The organism is Vibrio sp. 10N.247.310.23 (assembly GCF_041467155.1).
In the GTDB taxonomy this organism is placed as follows: domain Bacteria; phylum Pseudomonadota; class Gammaproteobacteria; order Enterobacterales; family Vibrionaceae; genus Vibrio; species Vibrio crassostreae_C.
This window is the reverse complement of the sequence record NZ_JBFSTZ010000016.1, coordinates 13,480-39,632: the sequence shown is the minus strand read 5'-3', so window position 1 is coordinate 39,632 and position 26,153 is coordinate 13,480. Positions and strand designations below refer to the sequence as shown.

Annotated in this window: 25 protein-coding genes; 10 read left to right on the top strand and 15 right to left on the bottom strand. The window is 44.4% G+C overall.

Translation table 11 applies throughout. The annotated features are described in order from the left end of the window. Window positions 1-144: 144 nt before the first annotated feature. Window positions 145-507: a DUF3024 domain-containing protein gene (locus AB6D93_RS13590; protein WP_017059495.1), complete on the bottom strand. Its 363-nt coding sequence runs from the start codon at window positions 505-507 to the stop codon at window positions 145-147. Window positions 508-760: 253 nt separating this feature from the next. On the opposite strand from AB6D93_RS13590, the gene AB6D93_RS13585 reads away from it, so the two are divergent. Next, on the top strand, window positions 761-1,576 hold the full coding sequence (locus tag AB6D93_RS13585) for a phosphate ABC transporter substrate-binding protein (protein ID WP_017068410.1): 816 nt from the start codon (window positions 761-763) through the stop codon (window positions 1,574-1,576). A gap of 91 nt (window positions 1,577-1,667) precedes the next feature. Here the strand turns inward: AB6D93_RS13585 and AB6D93_RS13580 are convergent, their stop codons facing one another. From AB6D93_RS13580 to AB6D93_RS13570, 3 genes are all read right to left on the bottom strand, one after another. Continuing rightward, window positions 1,668-2,354: a MaoC family dehydratase gene (locus AB6D93_RS13580; RefSeq protein ID WP_017059493.1), complete on the bottom strand. Its 687-nt coding sequence runs from the start codon at window positions 2,352-2,354 to the stop codon at window positions 1,668-1,670. A gap of 334 nt (window positions 2,355-2,688) precedes the next feature. Then, window positions 2,689-5,841, bottom strand: a complete 3,153-nt coding sequence (locus AB6D93_RS13575; protein WP_017068408.1) for an efflux RND transporter permease subunit — start codon at window positions 5,839-5,841, stop codon at window positions 2,689-2,691. A gap of 11 nt (window positions 5,842-5,852) precedes the next feature. Then, window positions 5,853-6,989: an efflux RND transporter periplasmic adaptor subunit gene (locus AB6D93_RS13570; protein ID WP_065584750.1), complete on the bottom strand. Its 1,137-nt coding sequence runs from the start codon at window positions 6,987-6,989 to the stop codon at window positions 5,853-5,855. Between the two features lie 259 nt (window positions 6,990-7,248). On the opposite strand from AB6D93_RS13570, the gene AB6D93_RS13565 reads away from it, so the two are divergent. Next, window positions 7,249-7,692, top strand: coding sequence for a dCMP deaminase family protein (locus tag AB6D93_RS13565; protein ID WP_004737813.1), 444 nt, complete (start codon window positions 7,249-7,251; stop codon window positions 7,690-7,692). Window positions 7,693-7,778: 86 nt separating this feature from the next. Here the strand turns inward: AB6D93_RS13565 and AB6D93_RS13560 are convergent, their stop codons facing one another. The 3 genes from AB6D93_RS13560 to pepT form a co-directional block, all read right to left on the bottom strand. Further along, window positions 7,779-8,621 carry a mechanosensitive ion channel family protein gene (locus AB6D93_RS13560; protein WP_017064358.1) on the bottom strand — a complete coding sequence of 281 codons (843 nt, stop codon included), beginning with the start codon at window positions 8,619-8,621 and terminating at the stop codon, window positions 7,779-7,781. A gap of 120 nt (window positions 8,622-8,741) precedes the next feature. Next, window positions 8,742-9,209 carry a DM13 domain-containing protein gene (locus tag AB6D93_RS13555; protein WP_017064357.1) on the bottom strand — a complete coding sequence of 156 codons (468 nt, stop codon included), beginning with the start codon at window positions 9,207-9,209 and terminating at the stop codon, window positions 8,742-8,744. A gap of 76 nt (window positions 9,210-9,285) precedes the next feature. Then, window positions 9,286-10,518, bottom strand: coding sequence for a peptidase T (pepT, locus tag AB6D93_RS13550; RefSeq protein WP_017059487.1), 1,233 nt, complete (start codon window positions 10,516-10,518; stop codon window positions 9,286-9,288). A 348-nt stretch (window positions 10,519-10,866) separates the two neighbouring features. Here pepT and AB6D93_RS13545 point away from each other — a divergent pair, with 348 nt between their 5' ends. The 3 genes from AB6D93_RS13545 to AB6D93_RS13535 all read left to right on the top strand — a co-directional run bounded on the left by AB6D93_RS13545 (window position 10,867) and on the right by AB6D93_RS13535 (window position 13,348). Then, window positions 10,867-11,013, top strand: coding sequence for a hypothetical protein (locus tag AB6D93_RS13545; protein WP_017059486.1), 147 nt, complete (start codon window positions 10,867-10,869; stop codon window positions 11,011-11,013). Between the two features lie 372 nt (window positions 11,014-11,385). Continuing rightward, window positions 11,386-12,438, top strand: a complete 1,053-nt coding sequence (locus AB6D93_RS13540; protein ID WP_032545660.1) for an aldo/keto reductase — start codon at window positions 11,386-11,388, stop codon at window positions 12,436-12,438. Window positions 12,439-12,613: 175 nt separating this feature from the next. Next, the gene (locus AB6D93_RS13535; RefSeq protein WP_065584752.1) at window positions 12,614-13,348 is read left to right on the top strand and encodes an RNA methyltransferase; all 735 of its coding nucleotides are present in this window, start codon (window positions 12,614-12,616) and stop codon (window positions 13,346-13,348) included. Window positions 13,349-13,444: 96 nt separating this feature from the next. Here the strand turns inward: AB6D93_RS13535 and fdxA are convergent, their stop codons facing one another. Then, the gene (fdxA, locus tag AB6D93_RS13530; protein WP_065584753.1) at window positions 13,445-13,768 is read right to left on the bottom strand and encodes a ferredoxin FdxA; all 324 of its coding nucleotides are present in this window, start codon (window positions 13,766-13,768) and stop codon (window positions 13,445-13,447) included. A 253-nt stretch (window positions 13,769-14,021) separates the two neighbouring features. Between fdxA and AB6D93_RS13525 the strand changes: the two genes are divergently transcribed. The 4 genes from AB6D93_RS13525 to AB6D93_RS13510 all read left to right on the top strand — a co-directional run bounded on the left by AB6D93_RS13525 (window position 14,022) and on the right by AB6D93_RS13510 (window position 18,275). After that, the gene (locus tag AB6D93_RS13525; RefSeq protein ID WP_048606003.1) at window positions 14,022-15,653 is read left to right on the top strand and encodes an NAD(P)/FAD-dependent oxidoreductase; all 1,632 of its coding nucleotides are present in this window, start codon (window positions 14,022-14,024) and stop codon (window positions 15,651-15,653) included. A 196-nt stretch (window positions 15,654-15,849) separates the two neighbouring features. Beyond that, window positions 15,850-17,046: a DEAD/DEAH box helicase gene (locus AB6D93_RS13520; protein WP_065584754.1), complete on the top strand. Its 1,197-nt coding sequence runs from the start codon at window positions 15,850-15,852 to the stop codon at window positions 17,044-17,046. A 133-nt stretch (window positions 17,047-17,179) separates the two neighbouring features. Then, window positions 17,180-17,581, top strand: a complete 402-nt coding sequence (locus AB6D93_RS13515; RefSeq protein ID WP_017059481.1) for a PPC domain-containing DNA-binding protein — start codon at window positions 17,180-17,182, stop codon at window positions 17,579-17,581. A 70-nt stretch (window positions 17,582-17,651) separates the two neighbouring features. Further along, entirely contained in the window at window positions 17,652-18,275 is a 624-nt protein-coding gene (locus AB6D93_RS13510) for a PolC-type DNA polymerase III (RefSeq protein ID WP_017059480.1), read from the top strand. 72 nt (window positions 18,276-18,347) lie between these two features. Here the strand turns inward: AB6D93_RS13510 and AB6D93_RS13505 are convergent, their stop codons facing one another. Further along, entirely contained in the window at window positions 18,348-19,184 is an 837-nt protein-coding gene (locus tag AB6D93_RS13505; RefSeq protein ID WP_017059479.1) for a DUF6279 family lipoprotein, read from the bottom strand. Window positions 19,185-19,487: 303 nt separating this feature from the next. On the opposite strand from AB6D93_RS13505, the gene AB6D93_RS13500 reads away from it, so the two are divergent. Then, a complete protein-coding gene (locus AB6D93_RS13500) occupies window positions 19,488-19,661 on the top strand; it encodes a hypothetical protein (protein WP_017064349.1) in 174 nt (57 codons plus the stop codon). Between the two features lie 140 nt (window positions 19,662-19,801). Here AB6D93_RS13500 and dbpA read toward each other — a convergent pair whose 3' ends face one another. The 6 genes from dbpA to AB6D93_RS13470 form a co-directional block, all read right to left on the bottom strand. Next, on the bottom strand, window positions 19,802-21,181 hold the full coding sequence (gene dbpA / locus AB6D93_RS13495) for an ATP-dependent RNA helicase DbpA (protein WP_017064348.1): 1,380 nt from the start codon (window positions 21,179-21,181) through the stop codon (window positions 19,802-19,804). A 148-nt stretch (window positions 21,182-21,329) separates the two neighbouring features. After that, on the bottom strand, window positions 21,330-22,238 hold the full coding sequence (locus AB6D93_RS13490) for an aldo/keto reductase family oxidoreductase (RefSeq protein WP_102333939.1): 909 nt from the start codon (window positions 22,236-22,238) through the stop codon (window positions 21,330-21,332). Between the two features lie 217 nt (window positions 22,239-22,455). After that, window positions 22,456-23,043 carry a hypothetical protein gene (locus tag AB6D93_RS13485; RefSeq protein ID WP_017071598.1) on the bottom strand — a complete coding sequence of 196 codons (588 nt, stop codon included), beginning with the start codon at window positions 23,041-23,043 and terminating at the stop codon, window positions 22,456-22,458. A gap of 210 nt (window positions 23,044-23,253) precedes the next feature. After that, window positions 23,254-24,198, bottom strand: a complete 945-nt coding sequence (locus AB6D93_RS13480; RefSeq protein ID WP_102333940.1) for a PstS family phosphate ABC transporter substrate-binding protein — start codon at window positions 24,196-24,198, stop codon at window positions 23,254-23,256. After that, the gene (locus AB6D93_RS13475) at window positions 24,198-24,836 is read right to left on the bottom strand and encodes an OmpA family protein (RefSeq protein WP_017059473.1); all 639 of its coding nucleotides are present in this window, start codon (window positions 24,834-24,836) and stop codon (window positions 24,198-24,200) included. Before AB6D93_RS13475 ends, AB6D93_RS13480 begins: the two co-directional genes overlap by 1 nt. Continuing rightward, window positions 24,836-26,149 (bottom strand): TolC family outer membrane protein, encoded by a 1,314-nt coding sequence (locus AB6D93_RS13470; protein ID WP_102333941.1) that lies wholly within the window; start codon window positions 26,147-26,149, stop codon window positions 24,836-24,838. Before AB6D93_RS13470 ends, AB6D93_RS13475 begins: the two co-directional genes overlap by 1 nt. Window positions 26,150-26,153 lie beyond the last annotated feature (4 nt).

Below are 26,153 nucleotides of genomic sequence, written 5' to 3'. Positions count from 1 at the left end.
AACTGGTGTAAACCAAGTGGCTTCAATATTAAGCCACTTGGGTGTGGGATGAGATGATTTGGCTTTGGGATTCAGTGGTTGAGTTTTGATACTCATTGATTCAGCTTTGCGAGCAGGCCACCAGCAAACGTGAAAACAGAGTGACTATGACCAGAAGTACGATTTAGGGTCTTTTTCTATTTCCGCCAAAATAGCATCAAGATCCTTCGATTTAGGAAGGTACGGATACGGCCCCCAATTCACAGAATCGGTTTCGACATCCCCTTCAAGCGGCACCATCACTAACCAACAAGACAGCGACTCATCAAAAGTCACGCAGACGATCTCGTTTGTATAATCACTGTGAGATGAGTCGAGTAGATAATGCGCCTGAGAAAACAGCACACCACCCTCACACTCTTCATATAGGGATTTGCCTAGCTCGACAGGTAAACTTCGATTTCGAGATGTACAGAGCCTCTCGGCCCCAATTAAAAGACGATTCAGCTCGATATGAATGACGGACATAACACCCCTTGTAACTTCATAGAAACTTCTAAGTAGTGAATTCCTCTACTTAGCTTAGGACTCAACAAACATTTTAGCGAACAAGCGTAATCAAAATACCTGCCCTGCTCCCAGAAACGAATCTTGCTTTCGGAAACCCAGAAAGCTACGACTCATCAAGCGAACAGCTATACATCGAGAGTATGGAATTTCACAAAAGTGTCATATAACCGACCTATCATATGCGACAAATGTTATTAACTAGGAGTTGTTTATGTTACGAGTCGCGCTTGCCTCTCTTTTATCCTTAGCCCTGTCTTCTCATGCTGCTTTAGCACAAGAAACCACTATTTCGGGCTCCACTTCAGTATCACGAGTGATGGATGTATTAGCTGAGGAGTACAACAAGACTCACCCTGATAACTATATTGCGGTTCAGGGCATTGGTTCTACAGCAGGTATTACCATGGTTAATAAAGGTGTCTCTGACATCGGTATGAGCTCGCGTTATTTAACCGACCGCGAACAAGACGAGAAGTTGAAGGTATTTCCAATTGCCTTTGACGGCCTAGCTGTAGTAACTAACCGCTCAAACGCTGTAAGCAACGTTACACGTGAGCAGCTGTTCGATATCTACAAAGGCAAAATCACGAACTGGAAAGCTGTGGGTGGCGCAGATCAGCCTATCGCAGTTGTCACTCGCGAAGCGTCTTCTGGCTCACGCTATAGCTTCGAAAGCTTGCTTGGTTTAACGAAGATCATTAATGACCGTCTAGTGTCTGACATCAACCCAAATAACTTGGTTGTAAACAGCAACAGCATGGTTAAAACGATTGTTAACCATAACCCACACGCGATTGGTTTTATCTCTGTTGGTTCAATCGACCGTTCGATTAAAGCAATTACATTTGAAGGCGTAGAGCCAACATCTAAGAACATTGCTAACCACAGCTATGAATTGGCTCGCCCATTCTTGTTGCTGCACAAGACAGACTCAGTTTCTGACGAGAGCAAAGACTTCATCAAGTTCGTGAAGTCAAAGCAAGGGCAAGAACTTATCGAAGAGTACGGCTACACTCGCATTAAATAAGTGGTATAGTTTTATCTAATGTAAACAAAAAGAGAGAGCACTATGCTCTCTCTTTTTTTGAATCTTTATAAATCGCTTCTTTACAAACCACTTAGAAGTGAAGTTGAATCACTGAAACGATCACCGCGCCAGGACGACGAATACCTTCGATTTCGACGCGAATTTCGCGTTCAATCTCTAGGCCTTTCTTAATTGGCGTTACTTTTGTTAGCGTACTTTTAGCACGAACATTACTGCCCGATTTAACAGGGTATGGGAAACGTACTTGGTTAAGACCAATGTTTACGACCATCTTCGCTGTTGGGAATTGAGACTTGTCAGGGTCAACACTGTCAGTCAATCGAGGAAGCAGAGATAAAGTTAAAAAACCATGTGCGATGGTTGTTTTGAACGGAGAGTCTGTTTCCGCTTTTTCAGGCTCAGTGTGAATCCACTGCATATCTTCAGTAACAAGGCCGAACTGGTTAATACGGTCTTGACTTACATTGATCCAGTCGCCAGTATGGATGACTTCACCGATCTGTTGATTAAGCTCATCAAACACAAGTTGTGCTTCTGGCTTAAGTACGATCGGCTGTTCCACCGGCATCTCTGGTGCATCTTCATTGACAGCAGGTTTGTGGTGATCACGAACCCACGCAAAGAAATGGCTATTTTGCGTACGATTAAGAAAGTCGCCCCAGTAATCTCTAAGAGCTGGAGACATCCATTGCATAAACTCTGAGTGTTGCGAAGACATGCTATCGCCTCGGTGTTTAAATAAATCAATGACTTTCATAAGAACCTCAATGCACAAAAAATTTCAATATAACTTCGTAATTTTGAAACACTTCACACTATTGTGCAAATGTTTTCGAGCATACAACCGTTAGCTGAACCTTGTTAAAATCATATTAAACATATACTTACCAATAAAACATCATTTTATTACAAAACCCAAATTAGAGTGTTAGCTCTATCACATGACAAACATTTGTTTATATAAAAGGCGTTTTTATTCATAAGTGGAATAAAAAAAGGCTTAGCGCAATGCTAAACCTTAGTTTTTACAAGGAATTAGTTTTCCGAGGGTTGGTCTTGTAAGAGACGAATCTTACAAGACACTCAATCCCCTATTCGTCATCAAGCGGAACCAGCTTGGTATTACCACCGTGTGCTTTCTCACGCTTACGTTGCACGAATGCGTAGAAGCCAGGGATTAGGAACGTACCCGCCAGTAACACACATAACAGGCCGCCGATCAGTGAAATACCCAAAGAGTTCTGACTCACGTGACCTGCGCCCGCAGCAAAGATAAGCGGGAAGATACCTAAGATGAACGACCAAGACGTCATGTTCACAGCACGGAAACGTAAAGTACCGCCTTTCACCGCCGCATCTTCAATCGGTGCGTCTTTCTCTTCACGCTCTACCTTTGCGAATTCCACAATCAAGATTGCGTTCTTCGCGGCCAAGGCTATCAAGAGAACCAAACCTATTTGTGCATAAAGGTTCAGCGGAGTGCCCGTTAGATTCAATGCCAAGAAGGAGCCTAAGGTTGCGACAGGTACCACGAGGATAATCGCAATCGGAATTGTCCAACTCTCGTATTGAGCCACCATAAACAGGTAGATGAAGATCAGAGCCAGTGCGAAAGCAAAGATCGCTTGGTTACCTGCTAGTACTTCTTGGTAAGCCATGCCTGTCCATTCGTACTGATACCCCTGAGGCAATACTTCTGCAGCTACGCGTTCCATTGCCGCAATCGCATCACCACTTGAGTAACCTTCTGCAGGTTGACCTTGAATCACGGCACTGCGGTACATGTTGTAACGCCATGCTACATCTGGTTCGAAGATCTGGTCGTAAGTCACCAATGTGCTTAACGGGATCATCTCGCCATTAGACGAACGAACGTGGAATCGTTGTAGGTCATCCATGCTGCTACGGTGTTCACTGTCAGCTTGCATGGTTACGCGGAAGTTTTTACCAAACATGGTGAAATCATTCACGTACAGAGAACCTAAGTTACCTTGTAGTGTTTGGAAGATTTCCGACAACGGAATACCAAGTTGCTGCGCTTTCTCACGGTCAATGTCGACATAGTAGTGCGGTACATTGGCACGGAAGGTACTGAATGTATGTGAAATCTCGGGCTGTTTAGCGGCCTCTGCAATCACGTCATTCATAACCATCGCTAGATCAGTTCGGCTACGACCTAATGTATCTTCAAGAACGAATTCAAAACCAGACGCTGCACCCATACCCGGTACTGCTGGAGGCCCCATCGCAAACACGACAGCTTGAGGAAGTTCAGTCGCAGCACGACCATTAATACGCTGTGAGATAGCCTGAGCAGAGTGTTGACCATCCAGTGCATTACGCATGTCCCAATCGTGAAGCTTGATGAACATTGACGCACCATTCGACGCAGAAGCGCCCGTCATAAATGCGTAGCCGTTAACCAGTGTTACGCCATCAACACCCGGCTCTTGTTCAACCATTTCAAGCAGCTGCTTAGTCACTTCTTCGGTTCGAGACAAGGATGCCGCGTCAGGAAGCTGAACGTTAACCAGCAAAATGCCTTTATCTTCTTGAGGTACAAACGCCGTAGACGTTGTCTTCGCAAAATAAGTCACAGCCGCCAAAGCCACAAAGAAGAAAGTGAACAGCAGAACGCCTTTCTTAACTAAGAAGCCAGCCACTTGACCGTATTTGTTAGTAACAGACTCTAGACCACGGTTAAATGCTTGGTACCAACGCGCCGTGTTACCACCACCCTGCTTAAGAACCAGTGAACACAATGCAGGTGATAGCGTTAATGCGTTAATTGAAGAGATAACAACCGCGATACAGATAGTCAGAGCGAACTGACGGTACATGATGCCAGTAATACCAGGAAGCATTGCAACAGGGATGAATACCGCAAGTAGAACCAAGGTCGACGTAATGATCGGCCCCGTTACTTCTTTCATCGCAATAAGCGTGGCTTTACGCGGTGAAATGGTTGGGTCTTTAGCCATTGTGGTATCAACGTTCTCGATAACCAAGATCGCATCATCTACTACGATACCAATCGCTAGTATCAAACCAAACAGGGTTACCGTGTTGATGGTGAAACCCGTCATCTGCATGATGGCAAACGTACCAATCAAAGATACCGGAATCGCAACTACAGGAATCAAGGTTGCACGCGCACTACCCAAGAACAGGTACGTTACCGCAATAACCAGCAAGATGGCTTCGATTAAGGTCTTTACTACCCCTTTGATCGACTCAGCAACAAACAGTGTAGTGTCGTAACTTGCTTCATACGCCACGCCTTCTGGGAAGTTCTTGCTTAAGTTTTCCAGCATCGCCATCACAGCTTTGCCACTTTCCAGCGCGTTAGCGTCTGATTGAAGTGACAGCGTTACGATCGACGCATCTTGACCACGGTATTTACCATTACCGTCGTAGAACTTTTTACCAAGCTCAACACGTGCAATGTCTTTTAAGTAAACCGTTGAACCGTCTTGAGTTGCACGAAGAACAACATTTTCAAACTCATCAGCTGTTTCTAATCGGCCTTTTGTTACCAAGTTGAACTGCACTTCTTGTGCGTTGTTATAAGGTGCAGCACCAATACGGCCTGCAGCAACTTGAACGTTCTGCTCTGCCAACGCGCGATTCACGTCTGAAGTGGTGATATTGAGGTTAGCCATTTTCTCAGGATCTAACCAAACACGCATCGCGTATTCACCACCACCCAACACGTTAACTTCACTGATGCCCTTCACACGAGCCAGTTGGTCTTTAATGTTTAGGTTAACGTAGTTGATCAAGAATTGATCGTCGTACTCACCGTTTGGCGAATAGAAGTTCAATACCATCAAAAGGTCTGGTGAACGCTTTTTAACGGTGACACCCACCATTCGAACTTCTTGCGGAAGCTTCGATTCGATTTGAGCAACTCGGTTCTGAACGTTGACCTGAGCCATATCTGGGTCAGTACCAACATCAAAGGTCACATTAAGGTTGTATGAACCATCGTTAGCGCTTTTAGAAGACATGTAGATCATATCTTCAACGCCGTTAACCGACGTTTCTATGGGGTCGGCTATCGCCTGTTCCACCACTTCAGCACTTGCGCCCGTGTAGAATGCCGACACACTGACCGACGGTGGACTAATTTTTGGATATTCAGCCACTGGCAAGATAGCGAGAGAAATCGCACCCGCCAGCGTTAAGATTATGGATATAACAAGGGCGAACTTAGGCCTTTGAATAAAGAAACGACTTAACATAAATAGTCCCCTTACTCAGCTTGTTCAGCAGAAGCTTGAATACGAACAGACATACCATTACGTACACGCTGTAGGCCTTGAGTGATGACTGCGTCGTTTTTCTCTAATCCAGAATGAACAATCACACCACCTTCAACCTGACGACCCATTTCGATGTTTCTGCGCTCAGCAACGGGTTCGGCTTCTCCTTCAACTAATACCATCACGAAGTCGCCTTCGAGGTCGGTTTGCACTGCACGACGAGGAATAGTCACAACATCAATAGGTTGTTTTTCACGTAGATCAACGCGAACGTGTTGGCCTGGAAGTAGTTGCTGATTCGGGTTATCAGCAATCGCACGCATCGCGATCGTACCAGTATTAAGGTTGATACGGTTGCCCAAGAAGTCAAGCTGACCTAGATGTTCGAACGCTTCACCGTTCTCAAGCATGATCTGAACTTCAACACCTGCAGAGTCGCTGCTGCCATCGCCTTCGATGCGGTCCATACCCAGCTCAATACGCTCACGCTCACTGATGCTGAACGATGCATGGATTGGGTCTAGGCTAACCAAAGTTGTCAGAACACCTGAAGACGGTGAAACTAGGTCACCTTTACTTACTTTAGTGTCACTGATTCTTCCAGAGAAAGGCGCGATAATTTTGGTGTGAGAAAGTTGGACATTCGCGGCGTTTAACTGAGCTTGGCTTGCTTCTAACTGTGCTTGAGAACCTAATAGGTTTGCCGTTAATGCATCAAATTCAGATTGAGAAATACTGCCCTTAGGAAGTAGGTTCTTACCACGATTGAAATCAAGTTCGGCTTTTTTAAGGTTGGCATTCGCTTGAGCAACAGCCGCTTTCGCGCTTGCTACTTCTGCTTCAAATGATGAAGGCTCAATTGAGTAAAGCAATTGCCCCTTCTCGACCATTTGGCCTTCTTTGAAATGGCGGCTTTGCAGGTAGCCAGAAACTTGTGCAGTAATTGCCGTGTCTTCAACGGCTTCAATACGACCGATGTACGACTTACTTTGTTGGTGAGAAACGACGCTAACATCCTGTACAGCTACGAGAGGTAAAGGCGCTTGCTTGGCATTCTGAGCATCTTGCCCACATCCAGCAAGAATAAGAGAGCTTGCAAGAGCAGTAAGGATCAACTTTTTACGCATGGTTATACCGTCACTTATTAGTATTTGAACAGCATAAAAGTTACGTAACACAATTGCTTCAAATGTCCGAGGAATATCAATTATAACTGGCCAAAGTGTATCAATATGTTAATTGAAACCAAGTGCTTATAAAGTGATTACAAACACGCTACAATTCCTAAGTAAATCAATCTCTCAGCTTTTGTTCTCTATGGATATTGTCTAACATAATGTATTGTCAGACAGATAAGCATTCACATTTAATTGTTAAGGAATTCTCATGATTTCAAAATGGGCTAAACGTTTCTATCAAATGGCGGAATTGGTCGGTTCTTGGAGTAAAGATCCTTCAACTCAAGTCGGCGCCGTAATCACTAAGCACAACCGCATTGTTTCTGTTGGTTTTAATGGCTACCCACATGGCGTGTCTGATAGTGCGGATACTGATGACAGAGAGATGAAGTACCTCAAGACACTTCACGCTGAAGAAAATGCGATCTTATTCGCCAAGCGTGATTTGGACAGCTGTGAAATCTGGGTGACTCACTTCCCTTGCCCAAACTGCGCAGCGAAAATCATCCAAACCGGTATTTCTGCGGTTCACTGCCCAGAGCAAAGTGAAGACTTTCTTTCTCGCTGGGGAGACAAAATCAAAGTGAGCCAAGATATGTTTGAACAAGCTGGTGTACAAGTCGATTGGTTGCCACTGGCTGACCTAGATTAAACGAACAGATAGTTAGAACAAAAAAGCCGAGAGTCGATATTATCGCTCTCGGCTTTCTTTTGTTTGGGGCTCAGCGGACTGCAGGATTAAGCACTGACAGGAAATGCTTCAGCGTATGCTTCCATGAAATCTTTACGAATCTCTTGCTCTAGATGAACCGCCTTCTCGGTTGGACAGAAAATCATAAAATGGACTTCTTGCTCACCTGTCGAACTGCTTGTGATATGGATGTGAGGCTCAGAACCCGGAAGGTCAACACCAGCGTGCTTTTCGATCACACCGTTGTAACGGCGAGCAACATCGATAAACTCTTCGCAATGCTCTTCAATTTTCACAATAAGACCCGACAGCATAGGGTATAGGTTTACAAAGTCTTTCACCGTCACAAAAAAGTTATGATAAACATAACGCTTCATGAAGTTGAGGTTCTTAACCGGATAAGTGAAGAACATGCTATTAGGCAGCGTGGCTGTCTTGCCAGTGAAGTGATATTGCCCATGATACAAATCGATTTCTTGAATCACGGTCGCCATCAGATTGTGCTCAATCACTTCACCGCTGATTTTACCCACTTCGATCCAGTCGCCAATTCTAAATGAACGAGAACTCGCACGCTGAATAGAACCGGTGAAACACAAAATGATCTCTTTTGAAGCCACTACTATCGCAACAGCAATGGCCGTGACAGATAGCGCAAACTCGCTGATTTCGGATTTCCACAGCACAAATAACGTCACAACAATAATCGCGAATGTGCCGTTTTTGGTTCGTGACATCCAGTTACGTTGGTCTTCACTAAGGAAAGCAACATCACCTCTTATTTGAGATAAGGTGATTCGGCGAATGATTAAAATAATAGTGATAATCAACGCACTAAAAATAAACTTATGAGCGAGTAGAAAATCAATTACTTGCCACACTTTTTCCATTACTTATTCCTTAGCATTACAACGACGAGCTTTACAACGATTAGCGGAGACTTCGCTATGAAAAAGCGCTCAAAAATAGAGCGCTTTTTTACGTGCCTAAATCAGCTATTGGTAAGGCTATCATTTTATCTTGGCAGAAGTAATAAATTGGCCAAAAGTTTCACACCAAATCACAACCGTATTAAATCGATTAAGATCAGTACCTTCGGGAAGCTCAACCATAAAGCGGTCGAATGTTTTCACATCTCCGACTCTCAATAACTCGTTCTTGCTGTCATTGAAAGCGTGCTCGGTTTCAATGAACTTAGGCGAGAGATAAACCTTGTAATCAGGTCCCGGCGCCAATTCACCTTCAAAAGCGATCGCACTTTCGGATACTGAGACGATGCCTTCTCCCCAGTGCAAGAAGTCACTGTCTTGTCGATCTTTAGTGAACTCGCCCGTGTAGATAGCCTGCTCACTGATCGCTTCAACAGAACTTGAGGAAGGAGAATCAGGCTCAATCAAGATAGGCAATGCGTAAACACCTAGCCCAAAACCAACAGCACCCACGGCTAAGTGGGTGCAAAGTAAAACTAACTTTTTCATCGCGTACTCCCTTATGCTTAAAGAGAGTATTATTGAATACTCTCAAAAATACAAAGAGATATAACGCTCTGATGTTCTATTTTTGGTAATGCGTTGCTGTACGTTGTGACAGTTCAACAATCACTTTTACCGCTTGCTCCATGCCTTGAATGGTAATGAACTCATGAATACCGTGGAAGTTGTAACCGCCAGTAAAGATATTCGGACATGGTAGCCCCATGAAAGATAAGCGAGCACCGTCTGTACCACCTCGGATTGGTTTAACCATTGGCTCGACATTGCACTCAATCATCGCCTGCTTGGCCAATTCAATAATATGTTGATGCGGTTCAACCATCTCTTTCATGTTGAAGTAGCTATCGGTTAGCACCAGCTCAACACGGCCTTTCTCAAGGCGCTCATTCAGCTCATCGACTTTCTGCTGCATGAATGCTTTACGCGCTTCTACACCCTCACGTTCAAAATCACGGATGATGTATCCCAGTTCAGAGCGAGCCACACCCATTTCCGCCGATTTCAGGTGGTAGAAGCCTTCATAACCTTCTGTGCACTCTGGTGTTTCTTGCGCAGGCATCATCAATTGGAATTGCGCTGCAATGTTCATCGAGTTCACCATTTTATCTTTTGCGGTGCCCGGGTGAACGTTCACGCCATGACAGATAACATCGGCGCTCGTGGCATTGAAGTTCTCAAATTCCAACTCCCCTACTGGGCCACCATCGATGGTGTACGCCCACTCGGCGCCAAATTTTTCAACGTCAAACAGGTTCGCACCGCGACCAATCTCTTCATCCGGCGTGAAACCAATGCAGATGTCGCCGTGTTTGATGTCTGGATTCGCTTTCAGGTAAGCAATTGCACTGATGATTTCAGCGATGCCCGCTTTGTTGTCGGCACCAAGCAGAGTTGTGCCGTCAGTCGTAATCAGGTCGTGACCATGTAAAGAATCAAGATCTGGATACTGGCTTGGGTTCAAACTCTCGCCACTTTCCCCTAATTCAATCGTTCCACCTCGGTAATCTTTAATCACTTGTGGTTTCACGTTGGCGCCTGATGCGTCAGGAGCGGTATCCATGTGCGCCACAAAGCCAATCGCAGGCACATCGTAATCGACATTCGACGGCAGTTTCGCCATCAAGTATCCATTGTCATCTAAAGACACATCAACTAAGTCTAATGCCACCAATTCTAACTTTAAGGCTTCAGCAAAGGTAATTTGACCCGGTGAACTTGGGCATTGCTGATTAGAAGGATCGGATTTGGTATCAAAAGTAACGTAATTCAGAAAACGTTCTACAAGCTTTTCCATAATTCATCTCACCATGGATTAAGTAATTGATTTACTGACTTAATTATTATGTCGATAAGTGATACATCGTTAAATAAATACGAGCACAGAGTCAGTAGCGAGGGTTTTCATCTTACGCCCCTGACCATGTATGTAATTGCTCTAAATCATTATTGTGCGAAATTAGATGCGCTTCCTATACTTGAAAACAGAGGGTTTCGTCAGTTCAACATTGCATACGGATGATAAGAGATCGCTTTGTACGCATTCTACGCCCTCCGCTCTCAGCCTAACAAAAGTACAAAGTGGATGATGATCACAATTTATCCTTGATGCAGAATCTGTCATACGTTACACGGAGACACAGTTATGACGATTAATAAATATTTCATTTTCTCTCCTCAAGCCTCTGAGGAAACGCTTCGACCAGTATTAACTGAGAAAGAAGTTCAAAGGCAGGAAGCTCTAAGACAGGCGCAGATCCAGGGTGGATTAGACACAAACGCGACCTCGTAACTCAATGAATACCTAGCACTATTAAGACCCCTATAAAAAAGCTCTACGCTCTATCCGGTAGAGCTTTTTTTATTTTTGATCTGTTCTCCTCTCCCCCACTCCCAAACAAGCTGAACATTAAACCTTCGCTCATTGCTTGTTGTTCTTCACTTCTCGATCACCAATTGGCTCATAGTTTCTCGCGAATGTATTTTCACGCATTGCACACACTAGCTTGCAGCGCTGAGAAATGACTCACTAAACTCCCCGATGCCATACCTTGTCGTGTCATTTTGTGCTAATAATTCATATTCGTTTTCATTCCTCACTCGCCCTCTTTTCAAAACTATAATGCGAGTACCAGAGAACCTAACCACAGGAACCCCGAATTCAATGGAATATTCAAAGCTAGGAAGTAGTCAAATTCCCGTTTCCCGTATCTGTCTTGGCAGCATGACTTGGGGGCTACAAAATACGCAGCAGCAAGCCGACCAACAGATCGAATACGCATTAAGCCAAGGTATTAACTTTATCGATACTGCAGAGATGTACGCGGTTCCACCTTCTCCAGATACCTACGGAAAAACAGAAGCGATCATTGGTAACTGGTTATCGCGTAACCCACAGCGTCGACAAGAGTTGATCATTGCGAGCAAAATTGCCGGGCCAGGGCTTCCTTGGGTTCGAGATGGCGGCCCGATAACGGGTGAAGCGGTGATCGCAGCCGTTGACGCATCATTAAAACGCCTACAAACAGACTATATCGACCTTTACCAACTTCATTGGCCAAATCGTACAACGCCTCACTTTGGTAAGCATTTCCCGAATCACATTCGATTCAGTGATATTGACCGAAAGCAGCATGAAGCTGAGATGTTGGAAATCCTACAAGCACTGGCAAGCTGCATTAAGGCGGGGAAAATTCGCCATGTCGGGCTTTCAGATGATTCTACTTGGGGCATTAACACTTACCTCAAGCTGAGTGAAAAACACGATTTGCCACGTATGGTTTCGATTCAGAATGAATTTAGCCTACTGCACGCAAAAGACTGGCCATATCTGATTGAGAACTGTGTGCATGAAGATGTAGCTTACCTGCCATGGTCACCTTTAGCTGCAGGCATGTTGAGTGGAAAGTACATTGATGGCGCAAGACCGGAAGGCAGCCGTTGGACTTACATGCAACGTAAAGGCATTTTCCGTGACACTGAATCTGCCAACGAAGCGGTTAAAGGCTATGTTGAAGTAGCAAACGCTCATGGATTTACTCCGAGCCAACTGGCATTGGCATGGTGTAATCAAGTTGATGGGGTGACGTCCACCATCATCGGTGCAACGACCATGGAGCAATTAAAAGAGAACGTAGCCGCTTTTAGTAAACCGCTATCAGAAGAGATCCTGACTGATATCAACACAGTATTTAAACGCTATCCTGCTCCGTATTAGGCTGTCAGTTCAGCTTAACTTAGGTGAGTAAATCCCATAAGAGCGCGCTATTTAGTGCGCTTTTCTTTTTTAAGTGAGTTGCTTTTGCTTTTTATGTAGATCGCATTGAGTCATCACGCTTTTGGTTCGCTAACCTTTGCTCTATAATGCGCGGGCTTATATCTAGGATAAAAACATGATTTCAAAAAACCAATTAAAACTCCTTCGTGCTTTGGGCCAAAAGAAACAACGTAAAGCCCACGGCCTGTTTCTAGTTCAAGGTGAAAAGAACGTTCTTGAGCTGTTCAATAGTGACTTAGTGGTGAAGAATGTCTTTGCTACCGCTGATTTCTTATCTGAAAATCATGCTTCACTGATTGAGTTTGATTGTGTTGAAGCCTCGCTGGATGATCTAACCAAAGCAAGTACTTTGGTGAGTAACAATGCCGCGATTGCAGTTGTTGAGATCCCAACGTTTGAACTACCAGAAGCAACAGGACTGATGATTGCGCTTGATGGCGTTTCAGACCCTGGCAACCTAGGTACGATTATTCGCGTAGCAGACTGGTATGGCATCAAGCATATCGTTGCGAGCAGTGATTGCGCAGACCCATACAACCCTAAAACTATCAGCGCGACTATGGGCAGCTTTGGCCGAGTACACGTAAGTCAAACTGACTTACCAGCTTACTTAGAGCAAGCGAATCTACCGGTTTACGGTGCATTTTTGGAAGGCGAAAGTGTTCATAAGACTGACTTCACTGCAAATGGCATTTTGCTGATGGGCAGCGAGTCTCACGGTATTCGTGAACACGCCGCTAAATACGTGACAGATAAGATTACGATTCCAGCATTCGGTGGCGCAGAGTCTTTGAACGTTGCAATGGCGACTGGCATCATTCTCGACAACATGCGTCGTCAGCACAGCTAGACCTCTAAGCTAACTAGCTAATCGACAGTGTTCAGATATTAAAAAAGGCGTATTGATTAAATCAGTACGCCTTTTTATTTGAGTTCTTTTCAACAATTACTTTTCTAGCATTGCCAACTTATCACACACACCATTCCACTTTTCAGCGTCATCCATTGGTGCTTTTACTTCCGTTTGCACAGGCCAAATCTCAGCGAGCTCTGCGTTCACTTCGATGAAGATCTTTTGATCTTCTGGCAGTTCGTCTTCTTGGAAGATCGCTTGAGCATCACATTCAGGTACACATAAACCACAATCGATACATTCGATCGGGTTAATTACCATGAAGTTTGGGCCTTCATGGAACGCATCTGCGGGACACACTGCCACACAGTCTGTGTATTTACATTGAATACAATTATCGCCTACGACAAATGCCATGATGCTCTGCTCTATAAGTTAGTCAAAATTGAAGAATGGGGATAATACTCATCCCAAAGCAAAATTCAACATCATACGGCTCTAATATCGTGTCTATTTGCTCCATGTTTCCAAATTAGTATGACAGATAAATCAATTTCTCGTAAAATGCGCGCCATTGTGAGCTTATCGCTTCTTTGAACATCAGCGTTTCCATCAAACTCTGTATTAAGAAACGATCTAGCTAAGACACCTATAAAAACGAGACATCGAAATGATACGTTTAACCGAAATTAAACTCCCACTAGACCATGAAGAGTCTGCTATTCAAGACGCTATTGAAGCGAAACTTGGTATTAACTCTGATCAGGTACTCTCTTTTAATATCTTTAAACGTGGCTACGATGCTCGTAAGAAATCAAAGATCTTACTTATCTACACGCTTGACGTTCTCGTTGAAAACGAAGCTGAGTTGTTAGAACAATTCATTAGCGACCCGCACGTAAAAGTGACTCCTGATATGGAGTACAAGTTTGTTGCTAAAGCGGTTGAGAACCAAACTGAGCGCCCTGTGGTTATCGGTTTTGGCCCATGTGGTCTATTCGCTGGCCTAGTGCTTGCTCAAATGGGTTTCAACCCAATCATCGTTGAGCGTGGTAAAGAAGTTCGTGAGCGTACGAAAGATACCTTTGGTTTCTGGCGTAAGCGTACGCTGAACACAGAATCAAACGTACAGTTTGGTGAAGGCGGCGCAGGTACTTTCTCTGACGGTAAGCTGTACAGCCAAGTTAAAGATCCAAAGCACTACGGCCGTAAAGTAATTGAAGAGTTCGTTGCTGCGGGTGCACCAGAAGAAATTCTATACGTAAGTAAGCCGCACATCGGTACCTTTAAACTGGTTACCATGATCGAAAAGATGCGCGCTTCTATCATTGAACTTGGTGGCGAAATCCGTTTCAGCACTCGTGTTGACGACGTTCATATGGAAGATGGTCAAATCACTGGCCTAACGCTTTCTAACGGTGAAGAGATCAAATCTCGTCACGTGGTATTGGCTGTTGGCCACAGTGCTCGTGACACGTTTGAAATGCTGTACGATCGTGGCGTTTACATGGAAGCGAAGCCTTTCTCTGTTGGTTTCCGTATCGAACACAAGCAATCGATGATCGATGAAGCTCGTTTCGGTAAGAACGCAGGCAACCCAATCCTAGGTGCTGCGGACTACAAACTCGTTCACCACTGTAAGAATGGCCGCACTGTATACAGCTTCTGTATGTGCCCAGGTGGTACTGTGGTTGCTGCAACGTCTGAAGAAGGCCGCGTAGTAACGAACGGCATGAGCCAATACTCTCGTGCAGAACGTAACGCAAACAGCGCGATCGTTGTAGGTATCGACCCAGAGCGTGATTACCCAGGTGACGCACTGGCTGGTATCCGTTTACAACGTGAACTAGAAAGCGGCGCTTATGTTCTTGGTGGTGAAAACTACGATGCACCAGCTCAAAAAATCGGTGACTTCTTGAAAGGTCGCGATCCAAGTGCAATCGGTGAAGTACAACCGTCATTCACGCCGGGTATCCACCTGACTGATATTTCAAAAGCGCTGCCTGATTTTGCTATCGAAGCGATTCGTGAAGCAATCCCAGCGTTCGAGAAGAAGATCAAAGGTTTCTCTACGCCAGACGGCCTACTTACCGGTGTTGAGACACGTACGTCTTCTCCTGTATGCATCAAACGTGGCAAAGACTTCCAAAGCATCAACCTTAAGGGCTTCTTCCCGGCTGGTGAAGGTGCAGGCTACGCAGGCGGTATCCTGTCTGCTGGTATCGACGGCATTAAGGCCGCAGAAGCGCTAGCACTATCAATGGTAGAGCAGAACCAAGCCGAGAAGATTGAGATCGCTTAAACGCTTTCGATAAACCCAAGCTAAATAGCGAACACCCAAAACTGAAAATCCAGTGTCTTGTCGACACTGGATTTTTTTATGTGCATGTTACTAGCGGTACACAAGCAACATGGTAGAATGCCGCCATTAATCTTATCCTTGTATAAGATTGTTGAACCTTTCCATCGCTATTTAGCCAAATCATACCGAGAAACTTATGCCATTTTCCAAGCTTGGATTAAGCTCACCTATTGTTAAAGCCGTTGCAAAACAAGGCTATGAAAAGCCAACCTCTATTCAAGAAAAAGCAATTCCGATTGTGCTTTCTGGTAAGAACCTTATTGCTGCTGCACAAACAGGTACAGGTAAAACTGCGAGCTTTGTTCTCCCTATCTTAGAAATGCTAAGTAAAGGTGAAACACAACGTAAAAAACGCATTCGTGCTGTTATTCTGACACCAACTCGTGAGCTTGCGATTCAGGTTGAACAGAACATTACTAAGTACGCGAAATTCCTAAACCTAACATCATTAGCGATGTACGGTGGCGTATCTTACCAACACCAGAAAGACCGCTTGATCGAAGGTGTCGATATTCTTGTGGCAACACCAGGTCGTTTGATCGACATGTACGGACAACGTGCCGTTCACTTTGATGAAGTGGAAGTTCTGGTTCTAGATGAAGCTGACCGCATGCTAGACATGGGTTTCATTGAAGACATCAACAAGATCATCGCGCGTCTACCACAAGACATCCAAAATCTACTGTTCTCAGCAACGCTTTCAACGCCAGTGCGCGCGCTAGCGAAAAGTGCTATCAGCGAAGCGGAAGAGATTTCGATTGCCAAGACAGATGCGTCTAAAGCGAACATTGAGCAATGGTTAGTTACCGTAGATAAAGACCGTAAGTCAGCACTATTGAGCCACATGATTACCGAAGGCAACTGGGACCAAGCGCTTATCTTTATCGAAACCAAGCACGGCGCTGCTAAGTTGGTTGCTCAACTTGAGAAACGTGGTATTCAAGCGGAAGCTTTCCATAGTGGACGTAGCCAAGCGATTCGTGAAAAAATCTTGGCTGACTTCAAGAAAGGTCGTCTAAAGTACTTAGTCGCGACGGGTGTTGCTGCTCGTGGTATCGATATCGACAACCTAAGCCGCGTAGTAAACTACGACATGCCTTTCCCAGCGGACGACTATGTTCACCGTATTGGTCGTACAGGCCGTGCTGATGCGTCTGGCGAAGCGATATCTTTCCTATCGAAAGATAACTTCAAAAACCTGTGCATTATTGAAAAGCGTCTGGGTCACTTGATTGAACGTCGCGTTGTTGAAGGTTTCGAACCACGCAAAGAAGTACCCATTTCAGTATTGAACTTCGTTCCTAAGAAGAAAAGAGAACAGCAACAAGACTAAGTAATTTCAGCGACAGAAAATGCAAAGTTGCATTAACCAAAAGAAAAGTCGCGTTAGCCAAAATGAAAATAAAACGAAGCCCTATGTGGCTTCGTTTTGTTCTTTGAAATACATATAACGTTGAGGCAATAAGATGATCACTCCTATCGCAACGAGATTAACCCGCGGCCAAGACCTAAAGCTAGAGATCCAGAGGCTAGTGACAGCGCACAATATCTCCGCGGGCTCTATTGCGTCTTGTGTCGGATGTGTTTCTCAACTCAATATTCGCTTAGCTAATGCCAACAACACCAAGCTAGTTCAAGCTCCGTTCGAAATAGTCTCGGTGATGGCAACGCTAACCCCAAACCACCAGCATATTCATATCTCCGTTGCTGATGAGAATGGCAATGTAATTGGTGGGCATTTGCTTGAAGGGACGATTATCGCGACCACGGCTGAATTGATTGTTCACCGCTACGATACCTTGACCTTCAACAGAGAGCATGACGATTCGACGGGTTACACTGAACTTACTATCAGCAATAGCAAATAACTGATTTACCCATAGCAACACCAAACGCCCCATACAAAGCGATACTACCAAACAGCAATTAGGAAACACGATGGCTCCAAACTCCGCAGATTCCGTTATCGTTCTCGATTTCGAGACCACAGGCTTATCACCAAATATGGGCGACCGAGCGATTGAGATCGGTGCGGTTAAACTCGTTAACGGCGAAGTCGTCGACACCTTCCAGCAGCTCATGAACCCGGGATTTCGTGTGAGTGGATTCATTGAAGGTTATACCGGAATCAGTAACCGTATGTTAAGCACAGCGGCCAGTTGTAGTGAAGTGATGGATGAGTTTGCAGACTTCATTCAAGACAGCCAACTTGTCGCTCACAATGCCTCATTTGATAAGCGCTTTCTTGATGCGGAATTAGATAATATTGGTCGCGATTACAATGGACAGTTCGCTTGCTCAATGTTGATAGCTCGTCGTCTAATCCAAGACGCACCAACTCATAAGCTAGGCGACCTTGTGCGTTTCAAAAATATCGACAACGACGGTACTTTCCACAGAGCGTTAGCCGATTCAGAAATGACAGCAAGGTTGTGGTTATTAATGATCGATGAGCTGCAGAGTGACCACGGTATTCAACAGCCGAGCTTCCAATTGATGCAGAAAATATCGAAGACAGCCAAAGGTTCGATTCCAAAACTACTGATGAGCAACAGGGGTTAGGTTCCGAAATTCACCTTAAAGTGGGATGAAAGGCTAGCTCGACAATAACCGCTAGCCTTTAAAAGGGACGCTCTACTCTTGCAATGACTTCAACGTTCCTTTGAGGCTTTCTAATTCATTCATAAAATACGCCCACTGCTTGTTACTGCTGGTCGCGGCGATATCTACTAAAAACTTGGCTGATGTTTCCATATTTTGGTTGAGTTGTGACTCAAGTTCATCAGGATAATAAGCTTCATTGTTTAAAAGCAACTTCATGATAATCGGCTGAGCAATATGCAGATCGCTCTTCTTTGCCATCAGCGTCGTTAGCTCTTGATAGGTGTTGTTTTGATATTGTCGCCAACTGCTATTGGTATTTACCCACTCTTTAGACCAAGCCAAAATAATCTGTTTTTGTTCTTTCGATACTGAACCTAACCACCGTTCTGCACGCTCTTCTATTCTGCTTCGGTATCGCTCTCTCGAATCGGCATCGTTCAACGACAACCTTTCTTCATAATAGTCTTGCTGCTTTTCACGAAAGTTCTTTAAAAACTCCCTGTCTTGCTTAGGGCTAAGCTGCATACTCAAGGCGTAAATATCTGGAGCGAACTTATTGACGATTGTGCGAATATGCTCTTTCGTTTGTTCACTTTGGCCCACAATAAAAGCGGGATTCATATCCGACCGATCTACGTTTTGAATCGCTTCTAATTGCGAGATGTACAGAGGTAGCTGAGTTTCTTTATGCCATTTTTGTAATATATCTAATCGCTCTTCAAGCTCTGATTCTTGGCTATTTGAGAGGGAAACAAAATCTTCTATATAGCTAACGACAAACCAACCTATATTGTTATAGGCGAACTTGGTCCCGCACCCAGTAAATAGAAAACAGATCACTAAAACTAACCACCGGCACTTTCTCATTCTACCCTCTCACGAAATTCAACAAAGCCACAAACCGATTAACTCATCCCTTTAAGGTTAGCCCAGTTTTTATAACGCTAATTCTAGCTCTTATAAAAGTAGTCTTAATAAACAGTGGTCGTAAAAACTTTGAGATAAATTGAGACCCAAACTTGCTAATCTAGCTATTTAGGCAAATGATTAAACTAAAAATAATTAATGGCAGTGATGTAACTTGATTTTATTACTCATTTGACGTGATACGAGCCCTATAAATGAGTTGGGTTGACGTATTTAAAATGATTGATATTTGGGAGGGAAGCTATGGCCGCTATTCCTGATCATCCAAGCGATTTAGAATATGAGCTTTGTTATTTTGATGATGGTTCAATAACCACAATCACGATATTGGTTCACAATCGACAGGAAGCGATGACTTGGTATCTTAGCGAAGGAAAACATATCAACGATCTTTATTCGATAAGACCCGATGAATAATGCTTTGGTATAGAGGACTAGGTCGATAAACCTAAGATAAGAAACTTAAGTGGCATTTTGTGGAACACCCTTTACTGCAATGCCATTAATTAGCAATGTCGTTAATTAGACATATCGCAGCAAAGGGATTCAGTCTCGAATTACTTCAGGATTCGGGCGCGGAATTGACGACCCTTCATTTTACCTGATTCGATTTTGTTCAGTGCTTTTTTAGCCACAGATCTTTCTACCGCTACGTAAGCACGCATTGCAAACAGATTGATCTTACCTACTGATTTACCATCAATGCCGCCTTGGCCCGTCAGTGCGCCAAGAATATCACCAGCACGAAGCTTAGCTTTCTTACCGCCATCAATTTGGATGGTAACCATGTTTGAGTAGTACGGCTTAGCAATTGGTTTTGCTGGCAGTTCAGATGGCTCGATTGGCATGTCCATGTACTCATCAATTTGAGCAACACGGTACATCTCTTTTTCACTAAAAAAGCTGATCGCTACGCCTTTGCTTCCTGCACGGCCAGTACGACCAATACGGTGTACGTGAACTTCAGGGTCGCGAGACAATTCAAAGTTGAACACAGCATCTAGGTTATCAACATCAAGACCGCGAGCCGCAACGTCTGTCGCCACTAGAATCGAGATGGTTTTGTTTGAGAACTGAACCAAAGCTTGGTCACGTTCACGCTGTTCCATGTCACCATGAAGTTCGATAACACTGAAACCGCGGTGGCTTAGCTCATCGTTTACGTTCTGCACTTCTTTCTTAGTGTTACAGAACACAACCGCAGACTCTGGTTGGTGATGCAACAACAGCAGCTCTAGAGCGTCATCACGAGCTTCAGAACCTTCTAACTTGTAGAAGTGTTGTTGGATGCTTGAGTGATCGTGTGTTGATTCAACCTTCACCATTTCTGGATTGCGCATAATGCGGTCTGCAACAGATTTGATCTGTTTAGGGAAAGTCGCACTGAATAGCAGAGTTTGGCGTTCTTTTGGCGCCGCTTCAATCACAGCATCCAAAGCGTCTTGGAAACCCATCTCTAGCATGCGATCCGCTTCATCTAACACAAGTGTGTTCAGCTCAGACAGGTCAATGCGGCCTTTCTCTAGGTGATCAAGAATACGACCAGGTGTGCCTACAAGAATGTGTGCGCCATGCTCTAGTGAACCAATCTGTGGGCCCATTGGCATACCGCCACATAGTGTCAGCACTTTAATGTTGTGAATACCACGAGCAAGAGTACGAATCTCTTTTGCTACTTGGTCTGCAAGCTCACGAGTCGGACATAACACTAAAGACTGAACACGGAAACGCTTAACGCGTAGGTTCTGCAGCACGCCTAAACCGAAAGCAGCTGTTTTACCTGAACCCGTTTTACCCTGACCGATAACGTCCTTGCCATTTAGGATAGTAGGAAGACTTAACGCTTGGATCGGCGTCATTTCAGTATAACCAAGAGAATCTAACGTATTTAGAAGCTCTGGTTTAAGGGCGATTGAAGAGAATTTTGAAGTGCTCAATGGAAATATCCAACTGGTGAAAAACAGAGTGCATTATGAGTGTTTTTGAAAATTATTCCACCTTAATCACAGTTTTGGAGAAACATGTTAGGCGAACACAAAAAAGCCAGCTTACTTAGCTGGCTTTGACTTCTATACGAATTGCTTTCTATGGCACACCGTGACCTTTAGATGCCACCCATACGCGATACCACTGTTCGCGCGTCAGCTCGATTTTCAGTGCATCAACGGCCGTCTTCACACGCTCAATCTTACCAGAACCAATAATTGCAATTGGACTAGATGGTAAACGACGAACCCAAGCGTAAATCACTTGATCAATGCTGTCTGCACCCACTTCTTGACGAATCGCCTCTAGCTCATCACGAACGCGAACCGCTTGCGCTGAATCACCACTGAAGATGCTACCACCACCGAGACAAGACCACGCCATCGGGCGAATGCGGTTCATCTGCAGTTGATCTAGCGTGCCATCATGAGCCACTTCGAAGTTCAATGGGTTGATTTCAACTTGGTTGGTCACTAACGGCTTACCGAGTCGAGATTGAAGCAGTTCGAACTGACGCGGTGAAAAGTTAGAAACACCGAAGTGCTTAACTTTACCTACTTTGTGTAGCTCTGCGAACGCTTCTGCTACTTCATCCGCATCCATTAACACGTCTGGGCGGTGAATCAACAATACATCGATATCGTTAACACCTAAGCGCTCTAATGAGTTATTTACTGATTGGTAAATATGCTGCGCGCTGGTGTCATAGTGATTGATCTTACGATCTGGAGTGTGGTCACCACATAGGTTGATATCGCACTTGGTGACGATTTGAATATCATCACGAAGGCTTGGTTCAAGCGCTAACGCCTCACCAAACAACTTTTCACATTGGTAGTTACCGTAAATATCCGCGTGATCAACAGTTGTGATGCCAAAATCAATATGTTGCTTCAGGAAAGTCAGGCGTTGTTGCGGGGTCATGCCCCACTCTGCTGTACGCCAGTATCCTTGCACCAGCTCAGAAAGTTCTGGGCCTTGTGGCGCTATCGTTACTCTTGCAACCATGGGTTGTCTCCTTTATCAATACTGAACGTATCCTAAGCTCGTTTTACCGAAGGCTCAACGTATAACAAATGGCAAAGCTAAACGCTTATTAAAAATGTGAGAGCCGCAGAAAAACGAACACTTAAATGAATTATAACTTGCTGTCTGCCCGCGAGCCGTTCTCCTGAAAGGCTTGTTTAGCCTAATAAATAACGAAACTATCTATAAATTTGAGCAATTAAAAACGATTAAGTTCAACCGTTAAGTTGTCACCATCACTCTGTAACTGAATCCAAGGAGAAGTAGAGCTAGAAGAAGATAAGCTAGGCACATTCCACACACTCAGTTGCTCTGCTGAACCGTGAGGCGCGTTGATAAATTCGACCAGCTGTTTATCCACCTTATCGAAACCAACACCTTCATTTCGAGCTTGTTCGAGTTGAGCTGTAACATCGAATTCATCTTCACCAATACGAATTGAACTGAGAGCAAAGCCATCTTGGCGAAGGTATGCCTGAAGCTTTGTGTAACTTAGGTCCGAATATGGCAGGTTTAAGCGAACCGTTTCGACACTTGAGTCCCCCAACTCCAGTTCAACATACACATCCAGGTCGTAATATTGGGTTAAGTCACTGCACAACAAAGTACCTTCGATCTCACCACAATCCATCAACTCGATATCATTAATATAGTTTTGAGAATTCGGCAGACTTGGGCTGCTGTTAAATACTGTTCTTAACCACCAGCTTTCGGTTGCTTGCGCTGAAAATGAAATAGCATTGAGGGACAGCATTAGAGGCAAGATTAGAACTTGAAAGATTTTCATCGACTGGGCTTATTTAGCGCTATATGAAGTGTCCATTATACGTGACCAAACGACAAACAACTGCTCGAGTCGCAAATTTTAGGCGAAAAAAAACGGGCATACATGCCCGCTAGATAATTTCATCACCGAATAACGTAATCCGTCACGTTGAGAACCATTACGAAAGAGAGAATATCACTCTCCCACAACAGTTACAACATGGCATACCCATTACTTGTAGCCACCTTCAATAGCGGGCTCTTCAAGCGACAATCTGACTTTGTTACGTTGAATAGCTTCTGGCGGCAAGCTGATGAAGCCGTATTGGTTCAAAACGACTTGATGATCTTGTGACAAGGTAAGCCCAACAAAGAACTCCTCTTGTTCCGTAAAGCCTTTGCGATGCGCTGGAATATTCAAGTACATGTAATAAACCGTTGCTAACGGGTAACGACCAGAGAGGATCGTTTCTTTGTTTAGGTCGTAGTTCACACCTAGGTTATCAACCACGCTCAACCATTTCACATCAGAGATCTGATCTGAGTAAACGGTGTAACCAATGGCGGCATCTTCGTCTTCAATCTTATTAATCAGATCAGGTAAATCCGCTAAGAACTGAGTATGGGCATATTCTCCTTCTGTTCCACATTCGACCCAACTTGAAAAGGTAGTATGGCCTTTCAGGTTGTGATCAATGGCAAAGGGCAACATATGAGTATCTAGGCTTTCACCGTTACGAATATCACTACTTGCTGACCATTTTGGATGTTTAGGATCGTTAGAACAACCAAACACATCAATTAATTCAGCGACGGTGATTGATGTCGCAGGGTTATTTTCATTGGCTAGAATCGCAATCACGTCAGCGGTAAACATCAGCTCTGTTGGCCTATAACCGTAACGCATATCAAACCTAGCCATCTCTTTGTCAGTCCACTTTTTGGAAGTGATACCAACACGCGAGCGCTGCATGATCATCTGTTCTGGGACGCTGTCACTCAACAAGATTTCTAAGTCGATCTCTTGGCTCTTAAGCAGATCTTCTACAAGCCCCTGCATATTCGGCTCAATCGCGACCAAACCAATGTCACTGGCATCATTCGCGAACGTCGATGCAGAGAACAACATAGGTACAGCAGCAAGCAGTAAGCCCGATTTATTCGATAGACGTTTCATTACTGGCCTCCTACTGGATCAATCGACGTTTTAGACTCAACATCGCTATTACTATCGAGCTGCATTTCTGAAGTGAAGATGTTCCAAGATGGATTCACTTCCATGCTTTCTGTCTTAATCACCGCAATCGTTCTGCGCTTACGCTTGTGAAGGTGCTGAGTTAAGCTGGTTATCTGAGTAAACTCTTGTTCGAAGATACGCTCACCATTGATGCCTCTATCAATCAATGCGTCTCGAATCACGCCAGTTCTTTTCTTGGCCAATGCTTTGTTATAAACGTTTGTACCTTCAGCACTGGTATCTCCGACCAAGGTAACCGAAGCATCAGGCTGCTCTCCTAGTAAACGCACCAACTCATTTAATACAGCGGTATGATCAGGTTTAAGGTCATACTTATCAAAATCAAATGCCACACTTAATACTTCAACATCTTCGACAATTTTCCAATTAGCACACCCTTTAATGTCTACCGTTACACCTTCTGGCGTATCGGCACATAGATCTCGCTGGTTAATCACACCATCTCGGTCATTATCCGCTAAGTCATCAATTTGGTGGCGTGTCATTGTCGTATCAGGCGTTTCTGCACATCCCATTAGCAAGATAGAGCTAAGTAGCGCTAGTTTAAAATATCTCATTACTTATTCTCCCCTTGCCACTCTTCTGGATGTTCAATCCTCAACGCATACGTCAACATACCCATCGCATTTAACACTCGATAAGCCGCTAACGTTTGATCATATTCAGTGCTGATGAAGTTTCTTCGAGCCAAAAACACTTCTACTTTTGCATCCAGTACATCAAGAAGGCTTCGTCTGCCAACATTGAATTGCTGGATATAGCCAAGCTCTGCAATTTTCGCTGCATCAACATTCTGTTGAAGTAAGGATTTTTGCTGCTCAAGCATTTTGTAAGCGTTCCAAGCCAGTTGTGTACCTTCTCGAACCTCACGCTCTGTTCGTAATCGGATCGCCCTTGCCTCTTCCACTCGCCAAGCTGACGATTCAACCCTGGAGTCGGTAGAGAAGCCATTAAACAGGTCATAATCCATCGTCAACATGATACGTGCATCTTCATCGACACCGCCTGGCGGGTTAGATACGTTGTCATTCTTATTGGCATGAAGCTCAAGTTTTAGCTCTGGGTAGTAATCCCCCTTCTCACGGCGCATTTCTTTACGAGCGGCATCAATATCAAGCAAAGAAGCTTGGATTTCAGGGTGATTCTCGACAGCCTGTTCAAGCGCGACCTGTGCTGAACTTGGTAACAAAGCATAATCAAAACGTGGATAAACCAAGTTCACAGCAGGCTTGCCGACTAAACGTAGGTACTGAGTTTGTAAATCAAACAGGTTGTTTTGAGCAGCGATTAGTGAAGATTGCGCCGTCGCAACACGGGCGGAGATTTGAGCCAGATCCGAGTTGCTACTCAAGCCTTTGCTCTTTTTATCTTGGATATCTTGATAGATCTCTTGGTGCTCTTTTACATTACGCTTAGACAATTCAAGTAGCGTCTCTGCTTTTAGGATATCGAGGTAATTTCTCACCACATCTAACGATACGTTTTCAGCTCGCGAAATCAGAGTTAGACGCTCAGCTTCTGCTTCGAACGTCAGTCGATCGACATTCGATGTGGTTTTAAAACCATCAAATAGTAACTGGGATACTTTAACGCCAATTTCCGTTCTCGTTAGGCCTCGATCATCGGTATCAAGTTTGCTACCACTGTTGTAGCGCGTTTCTTCATAACCTGCTGCCGCGTACAAGTTCACTTGCGGCATATACAAACCACTCGCCGCGTCTCCGTCTCTGACCACCGATTGGTATCGGGAGTATTGCGCCAATATCTCTGGGCTATAGTCGATGGCAAAGGCCACGGACTCTTCTAATGAAGCTGCTTGAGACAGCCCACTCATTAGCAAGCAAGAAGAGAGTAAGAATTTTGAATGCATTACA